Raw genomic sequence first — 21,696 nt, 5'->3', positions numbered from 1 at the left:
AGCGGGCGGGGCGCGCTGGTGCGAGCCGGTGCGTCGAGGGAGCGGCGGCGCGGGGCCACCGCGCGGCGCCCGCCCCCGTACGCCCTCCTGACCCCACCCGCGCAGCGCCCCCCGGGGCGAGCGCCCCCGTCGAAGCTGCGAAACCATCGGGACACAGGGCGCATCCACGAGCGCCGGAGCGCGCGCCGCGCTCCGGCGCTCGCCCGTCGTCGCGGAAGGCGCTCGGCGGATCACGGGGCGCGCGGACGCCCGCGCGTGCGACGCGCCCGGGACGGTCCGGCACGGGCCCGGCCCCGGGAGCCGTCAGCCGCTGCGCAGCAGGAGTTCCACTTCCTTCTCCTGGTCCCCGGCCGCCATGCCCTCCTGGGCCACCGTGAACGCCGCCGCGAGCGCCGTGCGCAACCGGTCCACGGCCAGGTAACCGCCCTGCACCTCGGCCGTGACCGAGTCGTGCAGGGGCGTGGCCGGGGGTGCCTCACGGATGCTGGTGGTGTCGAAGGTCGCCGACCAGACGGACGGACGTCCGCCCGCAGCGTCCTGCGGAAGGTCCTGCGGCCCCCGGTCGCAGTCGAAGACGGACCGCAGGACGCCGAAGACCGTACCCGCGTCGTCCTTGGAGCAGTCGCTCAACTCCACCACGACCTCGGCCGCGGGGTGTGTCGTGCTGTTCACGATGGGTCATCCCCTCTCAGGGGTGCGGGACCGGTCGGCCGCCGGGCCGTCACTACCAGGCTCGCCCCCGGGGCCCGCCGGGGCGAGCCGAGCCGGACCGCACGTCGCCCGGCTACGGTCGCGCGTCCAGCGCTGAGTACCGCGTTCTACGGAGTGTGCCTACGGTAATGAATCCTTCGAGGTCGGCCGGGGCACGTGCCCTAGGTATGTACCCGCGCGTACGGCGGGCCGTCTGCGTTGCGTGCCCGGCCCGACGGAGCCAGGGTCGGAACAGCACCACGTACGTGGAACAGCCGACGCATCAGGAGATGAGGCCCATGCCGGACGTCCGCACACCGGCTCCCACCGCACTCACCGACACCGAAGCAGCCGCACTGGACGCCCACTGGCGGGCCGCCAACTACCTGGCCGTCGGCCAGATCTATCTGATGGCCAACCCCCTGCTCACCGAGCCGTTGCGCCCCGAGCACATCAAGCCCCGACTGCTCGGCCACTGGGGGACCTCGCCCGGGCTGAACCTCGTGCACACCCACCTCAACCGGGTGATCCGCGCCCGGGACCTGGACGCGCTGTGCGTCTGGGGCCCGGGCCACGGAGGTCCCGCCGTGCTCGCCAACTCCTGGCTGGAGGGCACCTACTCGGAGACGTACCCCGACGTCAGCAGGGACGCCGACGGCATGGAACTGCTGTTCCGACAGTTCTCGTTCCCCGGCGGAGTGCCCAGCCACATCGCGCCCGAGGTGCCCGGTTCCGTCCACGAGGGCGGCGAACTCGGCTACTCCCTCGCCCACGCCTACGGCGCCGCCCTGGACAACCCGCGGCTCCTCGTCGCCTGCGTCATCGGGGACGGCGAGGCCGAGACCGGCCCGCTCGCCACCTCCTGGCACTCCAACAAGTTCCTCGACCCGGTGCGCGACGGCGCGGTCCTGCCGATCCTCCACCTCAACGGGTACAAGATCAGCAACCCGACCGTGCTGGCCCGCCTTCCCGAGGACGAGCTGGACGACCTGTTGCGCGGCTACGGACACGAACCGCTGCACGTGAGCGGTGACGACCCGCTGGCCGTGCACCACGCCATGGCCGCGACCCTGGACACCGCCCTGGACCGCATCGACACCTTCCAGCGGCAGGCGCGGGAGGGGCGCAGCCCCGAGCGCCCCCGCTGGCCGGTGATCGTCCTGCGCACCCCCAAGGGCTGGACCGGGCCGTCCGAGGTGGACGGGGTGCCGGTGGAGAACACCTGGCGCTCGCACCAGGTCCCGCTGGCCGGGGTCCGCGACGATCCGGACCACCTGCGACAACTGGAGGGATGGCTCCGGTCCTACCGGCCCGAGGAACTGTTCGACCCGACGGGCCGCCCCACCGCACAGGTGCTGTCCGTCGTCCCCGAGGGCGTCCACCGGCTGGGCGCCAGCCCGCACGCCAACGGCGGACTGCTCCTGCGCGACCTGCCGCTCCCGCCGCTGGAGGACCACGGGGTGACCGTGGACAAGCGCGGCACCGGCGTCCACGAACCCACCCGGGTCCTGGGCGGGTTGCTCGCCGCGGTCATGCGGGACACCGCCCGGCGCCGTGACTTCAGGGTCATGGGCCCCGACGAGACCTCCTCCAACCGGCTGGACGCGCTCTACGAGGTCACCGCCAAGGCGTGGCAGGGCGAGTTCCTCGACACGGACCAGGACCTCGCCCGGGACGGCCGGGTGATGGAGGTGCTTTCCGAGCACCTGTGTCAGGGCTGGCTGGAGGGCTACCTCCTGACCGGTCGGCACGGGGTGTTCTCCAGCTACGAGGCGTTCGCGCACATCGTCGACTCGATGGTCAACCAGCACATCAAGTGGCTCAGGACCGCCCGTCGCCTGGCGTGGCGCCGCCCCATCGCCTCGTTGAACTACCTCCTCACCTCGCACGTGTGGCGCCAGGACCACAACGGCTTCTCCCACCAGGACCCCGGCTTCGTGGACCACGTGCTCAACAAGAGCCCCGAGGTGGTGCGCGTCTACCTGCCGCCGGACACCAACACCCTGCTCGCCACCGCCGACCACGTGCTGCGCAGCCGTGACCTGGTCAACGTGGTGGTGGCCGGCAAACAGCCGACCTTCGACTGGCTCACCCTCGACGAGGCGCGCGCGCACTGCGCCCGGGGGGCCGGCGTCTGGGAGTGGGCCGGGACGGAGGGGGCGGGGCGGGGCGACGGGCCCGACGTGGTGCTGGCGTGCGCCGGTGACGTGCCCACCCTGGAGGTGTTGGCCGCCGCCGACCTGCTCCGCCGCCACCTGCCCGACCTGGCGGTGCGGGTGGTGAACGTGGTGGACATGGCGCGACTGCTTCCCCAGGGCGAACACCCGCACGGAATGACGGACTTCGAGTACGACGCCCTGTTCACGCCGGACAAGCCGGTCGTCTTCGCCTACCACGGCTATCCGTGGCTGGTGCACAGGCTGGCGTACCGGCGCACCGGTCACGCGCATCTGCACGTGCGTGGTTACAAGGAGGAGGGCACCACCACCACGCCCTTCGACATGGTCGTCCGCAACGACCTCGACCGCTACCGGCTGGTCATGGACGTGGTGGACCGGGTGCCCGGGCTGGGCGTCCGGGCGGTGGCGCTGCGCCAGGCCATGGCCGACGCCCGTACCCGTCACCACCGGTGGATCCGGGAACACGGAACGGACCTGCCGGAGGTCGCCGACTGGACCTGGACGGGCTGATCGACCCGCTGGGGCGGGCCCGGGCCTGCGCGGCAGCGCGCCGGAACGTGACGCCCCGGCGCGCTGCCGCCCCGGGGCGTCCGAGGGACCTAACCCGGCGTCGTGGGGGCCGCCGCGGGGACGGATCCCTCCTCGGGCGGGGAGCCGTCGGCACCCTCGCCGGTGAGGAACTGGGTGGTCGCCAGCTCCGCGTACAGCGCGTCCTCGCCCACCAGTTCCTGGTGGGTGCCCACCGCACGCACCCGCCCCGCGTCCATGACCACGATCCGGTCCGCCAGGGTCACCGTGGACAGCCGGTGGGCGACGACGAGGACCGTGGTGGTCCGGGCGACCTCCGCCACGGTGTCCCGCAGCGCGGCCTCGTTGACCGCGTCGAGTTGGCTCGTCGCCTCGTCCAGCATCAGCAGTCGGGGGCGCCGCAGCAGGGCCCGGGCGATCGCCACCCGCTGCCGCTCACCGCCCGACAGCTTGGTCCCCCGGTGCCCCACGAGGGTGCCGAGCCCGTCCGGCAGCCGTTCGACCAGCGCACTGAGCCGGGTCGTCCGGATCACCTGCCGGATGTCGTCCTCGGACGCCGAGGGGTTGCCGAGCAGCAGGTTGTCGCGCAGCGTGCCGGAGAGCACCGGGGCGTCCTGCTCGACGTACCCGATGGCGGCGCGCAGCCGGGACAGCTCCCAGTCGCCCACCGGCCGTCCGTCGACCTCGATCCGGCCCGCCGTGGGGTCGTAGAACCGTTCGATGAGCGAGAACACCGTCGTCTTGCCCGCTCCGGACGGCCCCACGAACGCGGTCATCCCGCGCGCCGGCACCTCGAACGTCACCCCGTGGTGGACGGGCGGGGCCTCGTCGTCGTAGCGGAAGTGCACCCGGTCGAAGGCGAGGGACAGCGGCGGCTCGTCCGGTCCGGGCAGCGGTACCGGGCCCGTGGCGGGCTCCCCGGGCAACCGCTGGGCCTCCTGGATGCGCACCACCGCGGCGGACCCCGTCTGGTACTGCATCACCGCCGACACCACCTGCTGGATCGGGCTCATCAGATAGAACACGTACAGCAGGAACGCCACCAGGGTGCCCACCGAGATCGCCCCGGTGGCGACCCGGGCGCCGCCCACGGCGAGCACGGTCAGGAAGGCGACCTGGATGGCGAGTCCGGCGGTGTTCCCGGCTATCGCCTCCCACTTGGCGGCCCGCACGCTCTGCCGCCAGGAGTCCTCGGCCGCCCGGTGCACCGCCTCCTCCTCGCGCAGCTCCGCACCGGACGCCTTCACGGTCCGCAGGGAGCCGAGGACGCGTTCCAGTGCCGCGCCCATCAGCCCCACCGACTCCTGGGCGCGTTTGGTGGCCTTGTTGATCCGCGGCACGATCGTCCCGAGGACCGCACCGGCGAGGACGATCACCCCGAAGGTGACGCCGAGCAGCACCGGGTCGGTCCAGCCCATCATCACCAGGGTCGCCACCAGGGTGAGACCGCCGGTGCCCAGCCCGACGAGCGCGTCGGTGGTGACCTCGCGCAGCAGCGTGGTGTCCGAGGTGACCCGGGCCATCAGGTCGCCGGGCTCGCTGCGGTCCATCGCGGAGATCCGTAGGCGCAGCAGGTACGAGGTGAGCCGGCGCCGGGCGCCGAGGACCACCGACTCGGCGGTGCGGCGCAGCAGGTACCCGCCGAGCGCGCCGATCACGGCGTTCAGCAGCACCAGGGACGACATCAGGACGAGCGGGCCGGCGATGGACTCGTCCCGGCCCAGGTTCTCGATGAGGGTCTTCGCCACCAGGGGCAGCGCCAGCCCGGTGGCTCCGGTGAGGAGGCCCAGCAGGGCGCCGCCGAGCAGCGCCCACCGGTGCGGCTTGGCGTACTCCAGGAGCATCCGCCACGGCGGAGCGTCCACCGCGTCGGGCCGATCGGGCTGATCCGGGCGGTTCGGCTTCGGGTCGGCGGGGTCGAAGTCACCGACCGGCGCGGTGCGGGGCCGCGGTGGACGCGGTGCGGGTCGGGCGGATGGTGCTGGTCGTCGATCGTCGTGCTGTACGTCCACGGGTCCCCTCGGAGGTCGGGCCACTCGTCCGTCCGCCGGCCCGTTCGCATCCTGGCGGCACGGCGGTCAGCCCGCCGCGAAGGCGACCGTTCCGTCCGGCAGGACGGCCTCGACCCGGGCGCCGTGCTCCACGGTGCGGCTCACGGTGCAGTACCTCTCGTGGGTGAGGCGGACACCGCGTGCGAAGACCTCGGCAGCCCGGTCGTCGCCCTCGGGCAGAACCATCTCGTACGTTACGCGCACCCTCCCCACCCGGCCGTCATCCTCAGGGAGGGACCTCGACTCCACCGTGATGCGTAGGTTCGGGTGTTCGACGGTCCGTGCGGTGCGGTCGACGACGAGTCCGCCGCAGCCGCCGATCGCGGCCAGCAGCAGTTCCACGGGGGTGAAGGAGGGCTGGACGAGGGGGTCGTCGGCCGCGCCGATCCGGACCTCCGCGCCCCGGTCGTTGCGGGCGGTCCAGTCCCGGTGACCGTTGCGGACGGTCTCGATGCGGTAGTCGGCCATGGCGGTTCCTCCTCGGCGGGCCGTGCTTCACCCCGCCATCGAACCGTGGTCCGCGCGTCCCGGCCACACGGGCGCCCGCCGCGGCCGCCCCCGGACCGGGAGGAGCGAGCCCCGCGACCCCCGATGGGCCGAATCGGCGGTAATGCGGCAAGGGTGATTATTCATCAGCACATCAGGAGATAGGGGCTGAGACGGCTCGGGCTCCGCCGGGCCCACCCGGGACCGCGCGGTGACCGAGGTGGAAGACGGAGAGGACACCCCCCCATGTTCCGTAGGCGCACGGCGTTCGCGGTCATCGCTGCCGCACTGGTACCGGTACTCGGCGGCGCACCCGGCGCGATGGCCGTCGACGCGGGCGGTGCCAGCGCCGCGGTGACCCCTTCGGTGGTCGCACCGGGAGGGTCCTTCACCCTCATCGTCGACTGTTCGGCGGTCACCTCGCCGACGCCCCGGGTGGGCAACGGACAGGGGCTCGCCGCACCGCTGACCCTTTCCCCGGCCGGCGGCGGACGCTTCCAGGCCACCGGCCGGCTGTCCCGCGACCTCACCGGGGCGACGGCCGTGGGCCTCGACGGCGACTGCGGCGGCCCGGACAGCCGGTGGATCGCGAGCATGCTCGTCGGCGGGTCGGCCGCGTCGACGCCGCCGGCGACCCGCACCCCCGCTCCCGTGCCCGTCGCGCCCGCACCGGTGTCGAGCGCTCCGTCGGCTCCGGGTCGCGCCCCGGCCCCGTCGAGCGGTTCGCCCACGGCGGGCGGGGTGCGCGGCGGCCTCGGGGGAACCTTCGCCGGCCACCCGACCCCGACCGAGGTCATGGCCGGGACCGGGCTCCTGGCCGCGGGGGTCCTGGGAGTGGGTCTCGCGCTACGGCGACGCGCCCGCGCCCGCCGCCACTGACCCCCGGTCGCCGCAGCACCGCACCGACCCGCCCGGACGGCCACCGGGTCGTCCCCGCCGGGCTCACCGGGTCGCGCGGCGTCGCACGGCGAAGTACGCCGCGGCGGCGAGGGAGCCCGTGACCAGGGTGGCGCCCAGGGCGAGCTGCACCGGACCGAGCCGTCCGAAGTCGCCGCCGAACCCGGCCCGCACCCCCTTGCGGCCCTCGTCCTCCAGCGGCTCCGGCGGGTGGACGACCCCCTCCTCGTGGCCCGGCTGCGGGCGCGCGGGCTCGTGGAGCCCGGCCCCGTCCCGTTCGCCGAGGGTGACCCGTACGGCCTTGGCCTGACCGTCGCAGGTGAACGTCACCTCGTGCTCGGCCGCCGGTTCGGCGTCCAGGGACACGACGGCCGGCGCGGAACGGCCCTCGGTGAACTCGGTGAGCTCGAAGAGTCCCGAGTCCACGCTGACCCGGGGAACCCGGCACCCCCGGGAGGTGAGCGTCACCGTCTCGCCCGGGCGCACATGGGTCGGGGTGACCCCCACCTCCCAAGCGGCCGGCGGCTGCTCCTGGGCGGGACCCCCTTCCTCGACCAGCGGCACCGCGTCGTCCTCGACCCGTGGCACCGCGTCCTGCGGCGGGGGTGGCACGCCGTCTGCCGCCCCCGCGGCCGGGGCGGCGGTCAGTGCGAGGACCGCCGCCACGGCGACGGCCCCCGAAGTCCGTACGATCGCCCGCATCACATCACTCCCGTCCTCCGGGCGGGCCCGGAGGCGGGCCGCGGAGTCGTCGGTCAGTCGCGCAGGATCCCTGCTGGCTTGGACGCTAGGAGTCCGCCGGCGCCGGCGCCGCTCGGCAGGGGCCATCCGGGCGCACCGGACCGCCCGGGCCGCAGCCGCCGGACGGAACGCGCCTCCGTCACCCAACGTCACGTCCGCAGGGCGCTGCGTGCTCTTCGGACAGTGGTCGGGCGCGGGAGGACTGGGGTGACTCCCGGAAGGGTATTCGGGTGATATGACCGCAAATGCGTTTTTTCTGGCAGCGCCCAACGGGGCCCTCGTGGCCATCCCGATCGTCGCCGGAGCGATCATCGTCGGCGCGCTGATCTGGATCGTCTGGGTCGGCATCGGCGTGCGCAGCAGGGAGCCCGACCCTCCCACCCGTGAGGAGCAAACCCACCTACCGGAGGGCGGCGCCGTCCGGGAGATCAGCGAGCGCCGCGAGCCGGACGTCCTCCCCCTCGACAAACAGGGCGGCCTGAACCCCTACCAGCTCCACGGTCACCTGCCCAACAAACGCAGCGAGGACCAGCGCCGCAGGCGCTGGACCCCCGGACACAGCGGCTCCTTCGGAGGTGGCGGCGGCGGGGCGCACTGACCGGACCGGACGACCACCGCGACCCGGGAGTTCCGCGCGGCACCCGCCGCGCGGAACTCCCGTACGCCCCCGATCAGCGCCGGCGCGCACCCCGACCGCTCCGGCCACCCGAACCGCTCCGGCCCGCGGAGCCGTTCCCCTGCCCGGAGCCGTTTCCCGTCGCCGAGCCGCTGCGCCGCCCGGCGTCGCCACGCTGGCCCGACGGGGTGACGGCACCCCAGTGCTCCGGCCGCACGAACCCCTCGGGCAGCAGGGTCGCCGCGTCGCCCCGTGCCGCGTCCACCTGCGCCTGGGTCAGGAACAGGCAGCCCGTCAGGTCGGCCCCGCGCAGATCCGCGTCCCGCAGGTCCGCACCGATCACGTCCGCGCCCCGCAGATCGGCGCCGGACAGGTCCGCGGCCACCAGCAGCGCCCCGCGCAGGCTCGCGCCCCGCAGCCGCGCCCCGCGCAACCGGGCCCCGAACAGATCCGCGCCCCGCAGCTCACGGCCCCGCTGCCCGGCCCGCACCGACTCACTGGCCCGCAGCAGCAGCTCGCTGACCTCGTGCCGCACCTCGGGCACGTCGAGCCGGGCGAGCACGTCCGCGTCGGCGAAGGTGAGGGCCGTCACCCGCGCGCAGGCCGCGGACAGCTCCCCGTGCACGGCGCGCGCCCCGGGGTGCCGCACGACCTCCTGGAGGTAGCGCAGCAACTCGTGGAGCTGCCGCATGACCGGGAACACCGCGAACATCGGCCCCGCGACGGACCGGTCCGCGCGCCAGTCCCGACCTCCGAACGTCACCTGGGACACCTGCTGCCCGGCGCCGGCACAGTCGAAGACCGTGCAGCCGGTGTACCCGCTGCGCCGCAGGTCCCGGTGGATGCCGCAGCGGAAGTCCGCGCCCAGGTTGCCGCACGGCTTCCCGGCCGGTTTGTCCACCGCGAAGTCCGTCGACCTGGCGAAGGGCAGCGCCACGCAACACAGCGCGAAGCAGCGCGAACAGTCAGCCCGCAGCTCCGGCAGTACCGGCAGCTCGCGTAGCTCCGGCGCGCCGACCGGCGGCCCCGCCGGCTCGGACGCCGCGGCACGGGCGGGGGACGGAACTCCGGCTCCGGGGACGGCATCCCGCCGGGACGACTCCACGCAACCCTCCTGAGCGCTCACGGGGCGCCCCGGACGACGGTCTTGCCCCGCCGCTCCCGGCGGACCCCTCCGGTACCCGCCCATTGTCCCCTCCGGAGATCGTGCGCGGTCCCCGCCCGCCCCTCACCCGAACGCCGTGCCCGGCGCCACCACCCCGCCCCCGCCGGCCCGGCGCCCCTCACGGGTGACCGTCCCGTACCGCGCCGGCGCGTCCGGGACGTCCGCCCTGCGGCGCCCCTCGATTGCTGGCAGGCTGGGGGCAGACCACGGGCCCCGCCGGTCCCGTGGACGGCGGCCGACCGTCAACCGCGGCGCCCCCCCGTCAGGCCCGTCGTCGTTCGGCGGCTTTCCCCGGTGCGGGGCCACCGACGGCGACCGGAGCCCCGGCGGACCTGCGACGGACCTGCGATGGACCTGCCATGGACGAGGAAACCCCGGCGAACGCCGAACAGCCCCTGACCACCGACGCCGTCTTCGGTGCTCCCTGCTGGGTGAGCCTGTTGGCCCGCGACCTCGGCGCGGCGCAGGAGTTCTACGGCCGTGTCTTCGGCTGGACGTTCCGCAAGGGACGCCTCGGCGACGACTTCAGCGTGGCGGTCAGCGCCGGGGTGCCCGTGGCGGGCATCGGCGCCCTCGCGTCCACGCTCCGGATGGCCGTGGCCTGGACGCCCTACTTCGCGGTGAGCGACGTCGACGTCACCGCCGCCCGCATCCGCGAACGCAGCGGCACGGTCGCCGTCGGCCCCCTCTCCCTGGCCGGGGGCCGGGGCGCCCTCGCGGCCGACCGGGACGGCGCCGTCTTCGGGATCTGGGCCGGAAGCCTCTACGCGGGGTGGGACATCTGGCACAAGGACGCCCCCGCCTGGATCAGGCTGCGCACCCGCAACGCCTTCGACGCGGCGATCTTCTACGGCGAGGTCCTCGAATGGGCCTGCGACCGCCCCGGCTGCTGCGACGTCGGCTACGAACACGACGAGGTCGTGCTCCGCAGCGGCGGCCACCTCGTGGCCCGGCTCAGCTCCGGCACCGCCGAATCGGCCGCCGACCCCGCGGTCCGCCCCCGCTGGCAGGTGTACTTCGCGGTCGCCGACGTCGAGACCTGCGTCCGGGCCGCCCTCGCCCACGGCGGGCAGGAAGTCGCCCGGGAGGCCACCCCGTACGGCCCCGACGTGACGCTGCGCGACCCCGACGGCGGCCTGTTCACGGTCACCAGCGACGTCCCCCGCGAATGAGCCGCCGCACCGCCCACGGCGCCCCCGCCCACGGCGCGCGCGTCCCCACCGCCGGGGCACGGTGACCGGTGGACGGCGGCTGGTGGCACCGCGAGATCGTCGAACCGGGCAAGCTCCCGCTGCTGCTCGCCCTGGTGTCCTTCGTGCTCACCTTCGCCGTCACCCGACTGGTGACCCGCATGATCCGCGCCGGGAAGGGACCCTTCCGCAACGTCACCCCGGGCGGGCTCCACATCCACCACGTCGTGCCCGGCATCCTCCTCATGGTCGTCGGCGGCTTCACCGTCATCGCCGGGGAGGGCCACGGCTTCGGCTCGGGTCTGGCCGCCGTCCTGTTCGGCGTGGGCACCGGACTGGTGCTCGACGAGTTCGCGCTGGTCCTCTACCTCAGCGACGTGTACTGGACCAGCGAGGGGACCAAGAGCGTCGAGGTCGTCGTCATCACCGTGGCCCTCGCCTCGCTGCTGCTCCTCGGGTTCTCGCCGTTCGGCGTCAACGACCTCTCCGGCGCGGAGGTCCAGGACCGGGCGGGCGCCCTCCTCACCATCGCCGGGAACCTGCTGCTGTCGCTCGTCTCCCTGCTGAAGGGCAAGACGAGGATCGCGGTCCTCGGCGTCCTGGTCCCCTTCGTCGCCCTCGTCGGAGCCCTCCGGCTGGCCCGCCCCACCTCCCCGTGGGCCCGGCGCTGTTACCGCCGCCGCCCGCGGGCCCGGGCCCGCGCCCTCACCCGGGCCTACCACCACGACCGCCGCTGGAGCGGGCTGAGCCGGCGGGTCACCTACCTGATCGGCGGGCGCCCCACCCCGAGCCTGCCCGGCCCGCCACCGCACCGGCCCTAGGGCCGGTGCGGTCAGTGCCGCGGCACCGGACGGCCCGCCGGCGGAACCTCCTCACCCGGCGGCACCGGACCCGGCGGGGTCCCGTCACCGAAGGGACGGCCGCCCAGCCGCTCCCGACCGTGCGGGGCGAGCCACCCGGTCAGATCGGGGCCCAGCGGCACGATCCCCGTCGGGTTCACCCCCGTGTGGACCTGGTAGTAGTGCCGCTTGACGTGGTCGAAGTCGACCGTGTCCCCGAACCCCGGGGTCTGGTAGAGGTCACGGGCGTAGGCCCAGAGCACCGGGTTCTCGGCGATCTTCCACAGATTGCACTTGAAGTGGCCGTGGTAGACGGGATCGAAGCGCACCAGGGTCGTGAACAGCCGGACGTCCGCTTCCGTGATCGACTCCCCGACCAGGTACCGCTGGTCCGACAGCCGCTCCGTCAGCTCGTCCAGCCGTCGGAACAGCGCACGGCACGCCTTCTCGTACGTCTCCTGGTCCGCTGCGAAACCGGAGCGGTACACCCCGTTGTTGACGTCCTGGTAGACGTCCTCCATCACGGTGTCGATCTCCTCCCGCAGCGCGACCGGATAGAGGTCCGGCGCGCCCTCGCGGTGCAGGGCCGTCCACTGGGTGGCGAAGTCCAGGGTGATCTGCTGGAAGTCGTTGGTGACGAGCTTCCCGCTGGGCACGTCCACGATCGCGGGCACGCTGACCCCGCCCGGATACCCGGTCTCCCGGGCGTCGTACGCCTCACTGAGGTACCGGATGCCGAGCACCGGGTCCCGGTCCTCGGGGTCGAGCGTGAACCGCCAACTGCGGTCGTCCTGGATCGGGTCCGTGATCGCCAGGGACAGCGCCGCCTCCAACCCCAGCAGCCGCCGGGAGATCATGGTGCGGTTCGCCCACGGACAGGCCCGGCTCACCACCAGCCGGTAGCGTCCCGCCTCCACCGGCCAACCGTCCCGTCCGTCCGCGGTGATGCGGTCCGCGAAGTGGCTGCGCGAGCGTTTGAACGGCTTCTTGCCGTACGCGGCGTTGCTGCTCGCGGTGCCGTCCGCGGCGCCGTTGGTCGGGCTCATCAGACACGTTCCCCTCAGTCGTTCCCGCCCGGCGTCGTGCGACGCCGGACCCGTGTGGGACCTGCACCGGGCGCCCGCGCTTCAGGCCCGCGCCCCGAAAGGGGCGGGGGTCCGGCGGGTCGTCGTCCAGGCCACCACCTCGTCCACGGTCCAAGTGTTGACGATCCGCTCCGCCGGCACGCCGCACTCCTCGGCGCGGGCACACCCGTAGGGCTGCCAGTCGAGTTGCCCCGGAGCGTGCGCGTCCGTGTCGACGGCGAAGAGCACCCCCGCCGCCACCGCACGGCGCAACAGCCGGCGCGGCGGATCGAGCCGCTCGGGACGGCAGTTGATCTCGACCGCGGTGCCCGTCTCGGCGCACGCGGCGAACACCGCGTCCGCGTCGAAGGAGGACTCGGGGCGGCCGGGGTCGCCCAACAGCCGGCCCGTGCAGTGACCGAGCACGTCGGAGTGCGGATCGCGCACCGCGGCCACCATCCGCCGGGTCATCGCCGCGGCGTCCATCCGCAGCTTCGAGTGCACCGACACCACGACCAGGTCCAACGCGTCCAGCAACTCCGGTTCCTGGTCGAGCGAGCCGTCGTCCAGGATGTCGCACTCGATGCCCTTGAGCAGCCGGAACGGTGCCAGCGGCCCGGCCAGCGCGGCGAGGTCGGCGAGCTGGGCGCGCAGCCGCTCGGGCGACAGCCCGCGGGCCACCTTCAGTCGCGGCGAGTGGTCGGTGAGCACCGCCCAGTCATGGCCGAGCGCCGCCGCCGTGCGCGCCATCTGCTCGACGGGGCTGCCGCCGTCCGACCAGTCGGAGTGCAGATGGCAGTCGCCGCGCAGCCGTCGCCGCAGTTCCCCTCCCTCCTGGGTGAGGGGGCCGCCGGACTCCTCCTCCACCCGTGCCAGGTACTCCGGAACCCGCCCCTGGAGCGCTTCCCGCACCACTTGCGCGGTCTTCGGGCCGATGCCCTTGACCTTGGCCAGCGAGCCGGCCGACACCCGCTGGGACACCTCGTCCGCGGACAGCGCCGCCACCACCCCGGCCGCGGTGCGGAACGCCTTCGCCCGGTAGGCCGGGGCGAGCGAGCGCTCCAGCAGGAACGCGATGCGTTCCAGCGCCTCCACCGGCTCCATCTCGCCTCCCACCGGGCTTCGCCCCCGTGGCTCCAGCTTCACCCACCCGGTGGGGGCCCGCACGACGGCCCCGCGGCACCTGCGGTTCAGAGCCCCGGGGCGCCCCACAGCGCGAACCAGCGGGACAGGTCCGCCTCCACCCGCAGCTCGTCCGACAGGGCCGCCCGCACCTGGAGCTCCAGGGCGTTGTCCCGCCGCTGTCCGGACAGCGGCGCGAAGGGGTAGAACGTGCCCCGCTTGTACAGGTACACCAGGGCCAGCGGGCGCCCACCGGGATCGCCGAAGCCGATCAGCGAACAGAGGAGCTGGGGCCCGAAGCCCCCGTCCTGGAGGGTCGAATTCACCGCGTGCAGATCGCTGACCAGGGCCGGAAGGTCGTCCGGGGCGCGCCGTGACACCAGCCACGAGTACCCGAACGGGTCCTGGGCCGACTCCACGGGCGGGCCGGACCGTGCGGTGTCCGCGGCCAGCAGCTCCCGCACCTCCTGCGTGATCCGGGCGAACTCCGCGCCCTCGACGCTGGAGAAGCACACCGACCCCACCCCGGTGGGGGAGAAGCCGACCGCCGCACTCAGGGTGAGCGCCGCTCCGGGCACCGCGAACAGGTTGTCCAGGTCGGGCGGGACGGGACGGGTCCGGCCGAAGAGGGCGTCGAGGAACCGCACGGCGCTCAGCTCCGCTGCCCGGCCGCCGGACCGAGCTGCTCGGTGATCCTGGCCAACTGGTCCAACCGGGTCTCAAGCGGGGGGTGCGTCGACAACAGCCGGGACAGCGTCGGGCTCGCCTCCCCGCTGATCGCGGGCGCGAAGTAGAACGCGCTGAACGCCTGCGCGGTGCGCAGGTCCGAGGTGGGGATGCGCGCGATGTCACCGGTCAGCTTGGTCAGCGCCGACGCCAGGGCCGAGGGGCGGCCGGTGAGCAGCGCGGCGGCCCGGTCCGCGGCCAGCTCCCGGTACCGGGACAGGGCCCTGATCAGCAGGAAACTGATCGCGTACACCGCCGCGGACACCGCCACCACGGTGAGCACGACGACGAAGGTGTTCTGGTCGGCGCGCCGCCGGCCGCCCACCATTCCCGAGTAGAACGCGAACCGCACCGCGATGCCGGCGAGCACCCCCAGGAACGAGGCGACCGTGATCACGGCGACGTCCCGGTGCGCGATGTGCGACAGCTCGTGCGCGAGCACCCCCTCCAGTTCCTCGGGCTCCAGCCGCGCGGTGAGCCCCCGGGTCACGCAGACCACCGCGTGGTTGGCGTTGCGGCCCGTCGCGAACGCGTTGGGCAGGTCCAGTTCCGAGACCGCGACCTCGGGTTTCGGCATGTCCGCCGTGGCGCACAGCCGGTCGACGACGCCGTGCAGCCGGGGTTCCTCGGCGGGCGTCACGATCCGTCCGTGCATGGCGTACAGCGCGATCCGGTCGGAGAACCAGTACTGCGCCCACAGGGCTCCCGCCGCGATCACCACGACCAGGACCCACGACTTCAGCAGGACGATCAGCACTCCCACGAAGATGACGTACAGCAGACCGAGCAGGAACAGCGTCAGCCCCATGCGCGCGGTCAGACGTCGATCGGGTTCGAAGCGGCTCCGCATGGGCCACCTCCCCGTCGTTCGGGCGATGTACCCGACCTTCGGGCCGGGTACCTCCATGGTCCGTCATCGGCCGCCCGAAGGACAGCGGCGCAGGGGGCCGCCCCGGCCGGGGCGGCCCTACCGCCCGCCGCCCCCGTCGTGCTCCCGCACCACGTCCCCGGGCCGCTTGTCGTCGCGCAGGCCCACGAACCGGGGATGGCGCAGTATGCCGTCCCGGGTCCACTCCGCGAACTCCACCTGCGCCACCAGCTGCGGCGACACCCATCGGGGACGCCGCTCGGCCACCGGCCCGGCGAACGGCGAACCGGTCACCCGCAGCCCCTCCAGCCGGGCCCGCAGGTCGACGAGGGCCCGGTGCGCGAATCCGGTGCCGACCTTCCCCGCGTACCGCAGTTCCCCGGCGGCGTAGGTGCCGAGCAGCAGCGCCCCGAACCCCTCCCGGGCGCCCGTGGGCTCGGTGAACCCGCCGATCACGAACTCCTGGCCGTGGACGCACTTGAGCTTCAGCCAATCGGGCGACCTGCGCGGTTGGTAGCGGCTGTCGGCGCGTTTGGCGATCAGCCCCTCCCAGCCGCGGGCGCACGCCTCGGCGAGCAGCGCGGCGCCCCCCTCGTTGCGGTGCGGAGTGAACCGCAACGGCGGCCGGTAGACCAGGGCCCGGTGAAGCAGCGACTTGCGCGCCCGCAGCGGCAGCCCGGTGGTGTCGGCGCCGGCGAGTCGCAGCAGGTCGAAGGCGCAGTAGGTGACGCGCACCCCGCTCGCCGCGACCTCGGCCGCGCGGCTGAGGCCCATCCGCTGCTGGAGCAGCCCGAAGTCGGTCCGGCCACCGCTGTACGCCACGATCTCGCCGTCCACGGTGAAGTCGGTGCGTTCCTGGGCCGCGAGCGCGGCGACGACCTCCGGGTAGGTGTCGTCGACCCGACGCCCGCTGCGGGACAGCAGGGTGACGCCGCCGGCCTCCCGCACGGCCAGCACCCGCACGCCGTCGAGCTTCCGTTCGAAGACCCACTGCGCGGAGAACGCGCGGCGTGCGCTGGGGGTGGCCAGCATCGGGCGCGCGGCCAGCTCCCGTCCGGGGCGGGCCACGGTCAGCAGCCGCACCTGCTCGGGCGGCAGTGAGCTGAGCAGTTCGCTTCCGTCGGGCACGGGCGGACTCCTTGGGCCGGGGGCTCGGCCTCCCGCCCTCAGCATGGCCCGGGGCGCGCACCGGCGCACGGCCGCGCCCGGGCTACCGGGTCCGGGCCTCGATCACGTGCATCCCGGGCGCGGAGGCGAGCGGGAGCGTCCGCACGTGGCGGTACCCGGCCGCGTCCAGCAGCCCGGCGTACTCGGCCCCGGTGCGCTCGCGCCCGCCCAGACCGAACAGCATCACCAGGTCCAGGGAGGTGGCCAGGTCATCACCCGGCCGCTCGGGGAGGACGGCCTCCACGATGAGCAGCCGCCCCTGGCCGTCGTCCTGCGCCGCCCGGCAGTTGTGCAGGATCCGGAGGGACTGCTCGTCGTCCCAGTCGTGCAGGATCCAGGAGAGCAGGAGGGTGTCGGCCCCGGGCACGGCGGTGAAGAAGTCGCCGGACCGCACGTCCGTGCGGTCGCCGAGACCGGCCTCGGCCAGGGCGGCCCGGGCGGGCTCCGCCAACCGGGGCAGGTCGAAGACCGTTGCGGTGGCCCCCGGGGTGCGCGCGAGGACCTCGGCGACCAGGGTGCCGAGGCCGCCGCCGACGTCCGTGAGGGTACCGGCGTCCGTGAAGTCGTAGGCGGTGGCCACCGCACGGGCCGTGCGGCGGGTGAAGGAGGCCATCGCGGCGTGGAAGACCTCGTTGTCCTCCGGGTGGGCGGCCAGGTGGCCGAAGTACGTGTTCCCGAACCGCTCCTCGAAGGCGGGCCGCCCGGTCCGGAGGCTGACCATCGGGTCGTCGAACATCCGGAAGGTCACCCGGTACATCAGCCGGAACCAGGGGCGCAGGGTGTCCGGATGGTCCGACTCCAGCAGGTGGCTGGTCTCGGTGGGCAGGTAGCGGCCCTCGTCGTCCAGACCGAGCGCCCCGACGGCGACCAGCGGACGCAACTGCCGGAGCAGGGCGTCGGGCCGGGTGTCGGTGGCCGTGGCGAGCTCGGCCAGGGGCGTCGGGCCCTGGGCGACCAGGTCCGGTATCCCGAGTTCCGCCGCGGTCTGGAGCGCCCGGTCCGCGACGAACCCCCAGGACTCGTGGATCAGCCGGTCGACGGCGGTGGCGGGGGAGGGGGCGACGGCAGTCACGTGGCGTTCTCCGGGGGAGGGTCGGTCGGGGCGCACCGGACCGGGCGGTCCCGGGGCGTGCGGCGCCGTCCCCGGTGAACGCACGGTTGCCGCACGGGGGATGGGTCCCGTGCACCCGGTTCACGATGATCATGACGGACCCGGGGCGGGGGCGCCAGCCCCGGGCGGGAGCCGCGCGCAACGTGCCCGCACCGGGCGCGAGTTGGCTTCCGACCCGTTCCCCTCCTGCTCCTCGCCCCGGTGCGCCGGCGGGGAGGTCGTCATGCCGCGGGCACGGTGCCCGACACCTGGCGCAGGAACGCGGCATTGGACGCCGTGCCCCGCATCCGGTCGAGCAGGGTCTCCAGGGCGCTGCGCCCGTCACGGCCGAGGAACGCCCGCCGCATGCCGTGAACAACCGTCAGTTCCCGTGGGGAGAACAGTAGTTCGTCCTTGCGGGTGCCCGAAGCGGTGATGTCGACGGCCGGGTACACCCGCTTGTCCGCGAGGTCGCGGCTGAGCCGTAGCTCCATGTTGCCGGTGCTCTTCAACTCTTCGAAGTAGTAGTCGTCCGCCCGCGATCCGGTGCCGACGAGCACGGTGGCGAGGATCGTGAGGGAACCGCCCTCCTCGGCGTGGCGCGCGGCGCCGAACAGCCGCTTCGGTCCGGTCAGGGCCGTCACGTCGACCCCGCCGCTGAGGGTGCGCCCGCCGGCCTCGGCCGCGTTGTTGTGCGCCCGGCACAGCCGGGTCAGCGAATCCAGCAGGAGGACGACGTCCTTGCCCTGTTCGACCAGGCGTTTGGCCCGTTCCACGGCGAGGTCCGCGAGCGCGATGTGGTCCCCCGCGGGTCGGTCGAAGGTGGACGCGTACACCTCGCCGTGCACGGCGCGCCGCAGGTCCGTGACCTCTTCGGGGCGTTCGTCGACGAGGACGACCATGAGCACGCAGTCGGGGTGGTTGCGGGTGACGGCGTCGGCGAGTTGCTGGAGCAGCACGGTCTTGCCGCTCTTGGGCGGGGCCACGATCAGACCGCGCTGGCCCTTGCCCATCGGGGCGATGAGGTCGGTGACCCGCAGGGTGAGCGGACCGCCGGGGTGTTCCATCCGCAGGCGGTCCCGCGGGTACAGCGGAGTGAGGTCGCGGAAGTGCGGACGCGCGGAGGAGCGTCCGGCGGGCAGTCCGCCGACGAGGTCCACCCGGGTCAGCACCCGCCGTCGGCCGCGCGGCGTGTCGACGGCCTGACCGGCCACGCTGTCCCCCGGGCGCAGCCCGAACTCGCGGACCAGGGCGGCACAGACCTGGGGGTCGCGGGGTGTGGACGCGAGATCGGGGCCGCGCAGGAAGCCGTGTCCCTGCGGGGACAGGTCCAGGACGCCGGACACCGGCGTCAGGACGTCGGGGTCGGCGGCGGTGTGGACGGGGCGTTCGAGGGCGAGGGTCATGGGGTTTCCGGTCCTTTCACGGAATGCCGCTTCACGGCGGCGGGGGAGCAGGGCATGGCAGGGGAGGGGAAGGGCCCGGTGGGCCCGGCGAGGGCATCGCGGCCCGTCGGAACCTCCGCGCGGGCCGGGAAGGGCCCGGATGACCGGAGGAGCGGCCACGACGTCGTGCGTAGGAGCACCGGTCGATCGGGAAACGACGGAGCCCGACGGCGCCGATCGGTGCGGAAGGCGATGCGTGCTGAGCGGGAGACCCCGAAGGGGGACTGAAGATGAGGTGACACGGGCGCCGGATTCGGCGTACACACGTGCCTCCCTCACGCTAACACAGCCCGATGGGCGCGTCAGGGGCGCAGCGGTGCTGAAGTGGGGGCGCACGGAGCGAAAGGCGCATCCGAAGCCGGGGCGGCTGCTTCGTGCGCCGTGGGCGTGGCTGATTCCGCAACCGTGCGGAACCCCAAGAGGATTGACGACGTCTGGCAGGCCGGAAGATCATCTTCCGCGTCGTTCCGGCCCGTCGGCGGCCGTACGGCGCACCGACGGAGAGGTACCCCTTGAGATCGAGATCCACGGCGCAGGCCCACGGCCGCCCCGTCGACCCGCGCCCCCCGAAGTCCATGAGCGGTCCGCGCCGTTCAGGCTCACTGCCCGGCCGGAGCCCCGGCGCCCCGCGGGCCGCACACCGGGCCGTCGTTCATATGCTTGTCGTGACCCTGACTGTCGGCTTGCTCGCGGCCGGTGCGTTCACCGGAGGTCCCCGTACCGCGGCGGCGGCCCCCGCCGCGCTGCCCACCGAGCTCGTCTACCTCCAGAACCTGGTAACCGGGAACCAGGCCGCCGCCGACGGGTCCGGACGGACCGTCATGGTCAACCCGCCCAAGGGCGGTGAGGACCACCAGCAGTGGCGGCTGGAGACGACCGGCAGCGGCACCGTCCAGATCAAGAACTCCGACTGGCCCACCCTCTGCCTGGGGCGCCGCGGCACCTCCGACCTCACCACCCTGCGGGACTGCGGGGCCGACACCGAGTGGCGGTTCACCCCACTCGCCGGCGACCGGTACCGGATCACCGAGCCCGGCAGCGGTGCGCACCTCGCCGACGTGGGCAACGCCTTCTCGCTCGCCCCGGGCGCCGGCAACGAGGCGACCTGGTTCGTCACTCCGATCGCCCCCGTGACCTCGCCCATGCCGGCGGACCCCACGTACGACCAGATGACCTATCTGACCACCCACAACTCCTACCAGAACACCGAGGACCTGTCGGCGCCGTTCGCGCCCAACCAGCCGCACTCGATCCAGGCGCAACTCGAATTCGGCGTCCGCGGTCTGATGATCGACGTGTATGACGTCCACGGCGTGGTCGGCATGTGCCACAAGAAGGCCGCCTGCGAAGCCCTCGGGTACAAGCGCTTCAGCCAGGCGCTGACGACCATCGACACCTGGCTGCGGGCCAACCCGAACGAGGTGGTCACGGTCTTCCTGGAGGACTACCTGACGGAGGCCAAACTGCGGACGGAGTTCGAGGGCGCCACCGGTCTGCGCGAGTTGATCTACAACCCCGAAGCGTCCGAGGTGCGCAAGGACGGCTGGCCCAAGGTCTCCGAGATGGTCCGCACCAACAAGCGGCTCGTCGTCTTCTCCAGCAGCAACGTCCTGAGCGACTACGGCGTCATGCGCCAGTCCGACTGGACCGTGGAGAACCACTGGAGCATGGGCCCGGGCCTCGGCAACAGCGACTGGACGTGCACGACCCGTTGGGGCCACGTACCGCTGGTCGCCGAGGAGCCCGGGTTCCGGCGCCTGTTCGTCATGAACCACTTCCGTGACCTCCCGATGGCCCCGACCTACGGCAACGACAACCGCAAGCTCCAGGACCGGGCCGAGCGGTTCTGCATGCCCGCGGCCCGCAAGAAGCCCAACTTCCTCGCGATCGACCAGTACAAGGACGGCGACCCGATGGCCGCCGTGACCGCGCTGAACCGGTACACCTACCGCGGTGAGACCCCGGGGCACGGAGTGCCCACCCGCCCCCAGTGGCGCGTTCCCCGACTCGCCGTGATGCCGCTCGGTGACTCCATCACCCAGGGCGTCGGCAGCTCCGCGGGCAACGGCTACCGGGCCGAGCTGCGGAACCTGCTCAACCGCCACGCCACCACGGTGGACTTCGTCGGGTCGCTGCGGCACGGCACCCACGCCGACGCCGAACACGAGGGCCACTCCGGGTTCCGGATCGACCAGATCGCCGCCGGCATCGGCCCCTGGCTGCTCGCCGCCCGGCCGAACGTGGTCACCCTGCACCTCGGGTCCAACGACATCAACCGGGACTACCACGTCGCGGGGGCGCCCGCGCGCCTCGCCGAACTGATCGACCAGATCGTCACGGCCGCACCGGACGTCACCGTGCTCGTCGCCCCGATCGTCCCCAACAGCAGGGCGGGTGCACAGCCACGGGTGGACGCCTTCAACCGTGCGCTGCCGCAGCTCGTCCATGAGCGCCAGACCAAGGGACACAAGGTCAGGCTGGTCGACTTCGGCGCCCTCAACAACGCGGACCTCGCCGACGGATTGCACCCCAACGACAGCGGCTACCAGAAGATGGCCGAGGCCTTCTACGCCGGACTGACGGGCGCCGCCCAGGAGAACCTGATCACCGAGAACGTCCCCGTCCACCCCGTCCCCCCGACCTCGGGCCTCCACGGCGACTACGACGTCGACCTGGACGGTGACGGCAAGGCGGACTATTTGGTGGTCGGCCCGAACGGCTCTGTTGACGCGCACCAGAATGTTGATGGGAAGGGTGCGTGGACGAAGTTGGGGCAGGTGGCGACTGGTTCTACGCAGTGGTCGGATTGGCAGGTGCGGTTTGCTGATTTG

The 21,696-nt window shown here is 73.5% G+C and carries 18 protein-coding genes; 6 read left to right on the top strand and 12 right to left on the bottom strand.

Annotated elements, in window-relative coordinates:
* Nucleotides 1–303 precede the first annotated feature (303 nt).
* On the bottom strand, nucleotides 304–672 hold the full coding sequence (locus ACFYOU_RS13810) for a hypothetical protein (protein ID WP_391305560.1): 369 nt from the start codon (nucleotides 670–672) through the stop codon (nucleotides 304–306).
* Nucleotides 673–989: 317 nt separating this feature from the next.
* Between ACFYOU_RS13810 and ACFYOU_RS13805 the strand changes: the two genes are divergently transcribed.
* Nucleotides 990–3,380: a phosphoketolase gene (locus tag ACFYOU_RS13805; RefSeq protein ID WP_391305558.1), complete on the top strand. Its 2,391-nt coding sequence runs from the start codon at nucleotides 990–992 to the stop codon at nucleotides 3,378–3,380.
* A gap of 89 nt (nucleotides 3,381–3,469) precedes the next feature.
* On the opposite strand, the gene ACFYOU_RS13800 is transcribed toward ACFYOU_RS13805, so the two are convergent.
* The gene (locus tag ACFYOU_RS13800) at nucleotides 3,470–5,242 is read right to left on the bottom strand and encodes an ABC transporter transmembrane domain-containing protein (RefSeq protein WP_391305801.1); all 1,773 of its coding nucleotides are present in this window, start codon (nucleotides 5,240–5,242) and stop codon (nucleotides 3,470–3,472) included.
* A 234-nt stretch (nucleotides 5,243–5,476) separates the two neighbouring features.
* Nucleotides 5,477–5,917 (bottom strand): OsmC family protein, encoded by a 441-nt coding sequence (locus ACFYOU_RS13795; protein WP_391305556.1) that lies wholly within the window; start codon nucleotides 5,915–5,917, stop codon nucleotides 5,477–5,479.
* Between the two features lie 264 nt (nucleotides 5,918–6,181).
* Here ACFYOU_RS13795 and ACFYOU_RS13790 point away from each other — a divergent pair, with 264 nt between their 5' ends.
* Nucleotides 6,182–6,814 (top strand): hypothetical protein, encoded by a 633-nt coding sequence (locus ACFYOU_RS13790; protein ID WP_391305554.1) that lies wholly within the window; start codon nucleotides 6,182–6,184, stop codon nucleotides 6,812–6,814.
* Between the two features lie 63 nt (nucleotides 6,815–6,877).
* Here ACFYOU_RS13790 and ACFYOU_RS13785 read toward each other — a convergent pair whose 3' ends face one another.
* A complete protein-coding gene (locus tag ACFYOU_RS13785; RefSeq protein ID WP_391305552.1) occupies nucleotides 6,878–7,534 on the bottom strand; it encodes a hypothetical protein in 657 nt (218 codons plus the stop codon).
* Between the two features lie 274 nt (nucleotides 7,535–7,808).
* On the opposite strand from ACFYOU_RS13785, the gene ACFYOU_RS13780 reads away from it, so the two are divergent.
* On the top strand, nucleotides 7,809–8,171 hold the full coding sequence (locus ACFYOU_RS13780; protein ID WP_387001215.1) for a DUF6479 family protein: 363 nt from the start codon (nucleotides 7,809–7,811) through the stop codon (nucleotides 8,169–8,171).
* A gap of 73 nt (nucleotides 8,172–8,244) precedes the next feature.
* Here ACFYOU_RS13780 and ACFYOU_RS13775 read toward each other — a convergent pair whose 3' ends face one another.
* Complete coding sequence (locus tag ACFYOU_RS13775) at nucleotides 8,245–9,294, bottom strand: pentapeptide repeat-containing protein (RefSeq protein ID WP_391305551.1); 1,050 nt, start codon at nucleotides 9,292–9,294, stop codon at nucleotides 8,245–8,247.
* A gap of 419 nt (nucleotides 9,295–9,713) precedes the next feature.
* On the opposite strand from ACFYOU_RS13775, the gene ACFYOU_RS13770 reads away from it, so the two are divergent.
* Together ACFYOU_RS13770 and ACFYOU_RS13765 are read left to right on the top strand one after the other, a co-directional pair.
* Nucleotides 9,714–10,526 (top strand): VOC family protein, encoded by an 813-nt coding sequence (locus tag ACFYOU_RS13770; protein ID WP_391305549.1) that lies wholly within the window; start codon nucleotides 9,714–9,716, stop codon nucleotides 10,524–10,526.
* Nucleotides 10,527–10,594: 68 nt separating this feature from the next.
* Complete coding sequence (locus ACFYOU_RS13765) at nucleotides 10,595–11,365, top strand: hypothetical protein (protein ID WP_389766250.1); 771 nt, start codon at nucleotides 10,595–10,597, stop codon at nucleotides 11,363–11,365.
* Between the two features lie 11 nt (nucleotides 11,366–11,376).
* Here ACFYOU_RS13765 and ACFYOU_RS13760 read toward each other — a convergent pair whose 3' ends face one another.
* From ACFYOU_RS13760 to rho, 7 genes are all read right to left on the bottom strand, one after another.
* Complete coding sequence (locus ACFYOU_RS13760) at nucleotides 11,377–12,429, bottom strand: glutathione S-transferase C-terminal domain-containing protein (protein WP_391305547.1); 1,053 nt, start codon at nucleotides 12,427–12,429, stop codon at nucleotides 11,377–11,379.
* Nucleotides 12,430–12,510: 81 nt separating this feature from the next.
* The gene (locus ACFYOU_RS13755) at nucleotides 12,511–13,551 is read right to left on the bottom strand and encodes a PHP domain-containing protein (protein WP_391305545.1); all 1,041 of its coding nucleotides are present in this window, start codon (nucleotides 13,549–13,551) and stop codon (nucleotides 12,511–12,513) included.
* Nucleotides 13,552–13,637: 86 nt separating this feature from the next.
* Complete coding sequence (locus ACFYOU_RS13750; RefSeq protein WP_391305544.1) at nucleotides 13,638–14,216, bottom strand: hypothetical protein; 579 nt, start codon at nucleotides 14,214–14,216, stop codon at nucleotides 13,638–13,640.
* Nucleotides 14,217–14,221: 5 nt separating this feature from the next.
* Nucleotides 14,222–15,145 carry a zinc metalloprotease HtpX gene (gene htpX, locus ACFYOU_RS13745; RefSeq protein WP_391305542.1) on the bottom strand — a complete coding sequence of 308 codons (924 nt, stop codon included), beginning with the start codon at nucleotides 15,143–15,145 and terminating at the stop codon, nucleotides 14,222–14,224.
* Between the two features lie 117 nt (nucleotides 15,146–15,262).
* Nucleotides 15,263–16,291 (bottom strand): non-homologous end-joining DNA ligase, encoded by a 1,029-nt coding sequence (gene ligD, locus ACFYOU_RS13740; protein ID WP_391305540.1) that lies wholly within the window; start codon nucleotides 16,289–16,291, stop codon nucleotides 15,263–15,265.
* Between the two features lie 82 nt (nucleotides 16,292–16,373).
* Nucleotides 16,374–17,402: a methyltransferase gene (locus ACFYOU_RS13735; protein WP_391305539.1), complete on the bottom strand. Its 1,029-nt coding sequence runs from the start codon at nucleotides 17,400–17,402 to the stop codon at nucleotides 16,374–16,376.
* A 260-nt stretch (nucleotides 17,403–17,662) separates the two neighbouring features.
* Nucleotides 17,663–18,826 carry a transcription termination factor Rho gene (gene rho / locus ACFYOU_RS13730; RefSeq protein ID WP_391305537.1) on the bottom strand — a complete coding sequence of 388 codons (1,164 nt, stop codon included), beginning with the start codon at nucleotides 18,824–18,826 and terminating at the stop codon, nucleotides 17,663–17,665.
* A 695-nt stretch (nucleotides 18,827–19,521) separates the two neighbouring features.
* On the opposite strand from rho, the gene ACFYOU_RS13725 reads away from it, so the two are divergent.
* Nucleotides 19,522–21,696, top strand: a 2,175-nt coding sequence (locus tag ACFYOU_RS13725; RefSeq protein WP_391305535.1) for a GDSL-type esterase/lipase family protein, incomplete at its 3' end; no start/stop codon positions are given.

The organism is Streptomyces sp. NPDC005955 (assembly GCF_042871255.1).
Taxonomy (GTDB): domain Bacteria; phylum Actinomycetota; class Actinomycetes; order Streptomycetales; family Streptomycetaceae; genus Streptomyces.
Note: the sequence above shows the minus strand (reverse complement) of the source record. Positions and strands in the feature narration are given on the sequence as shown.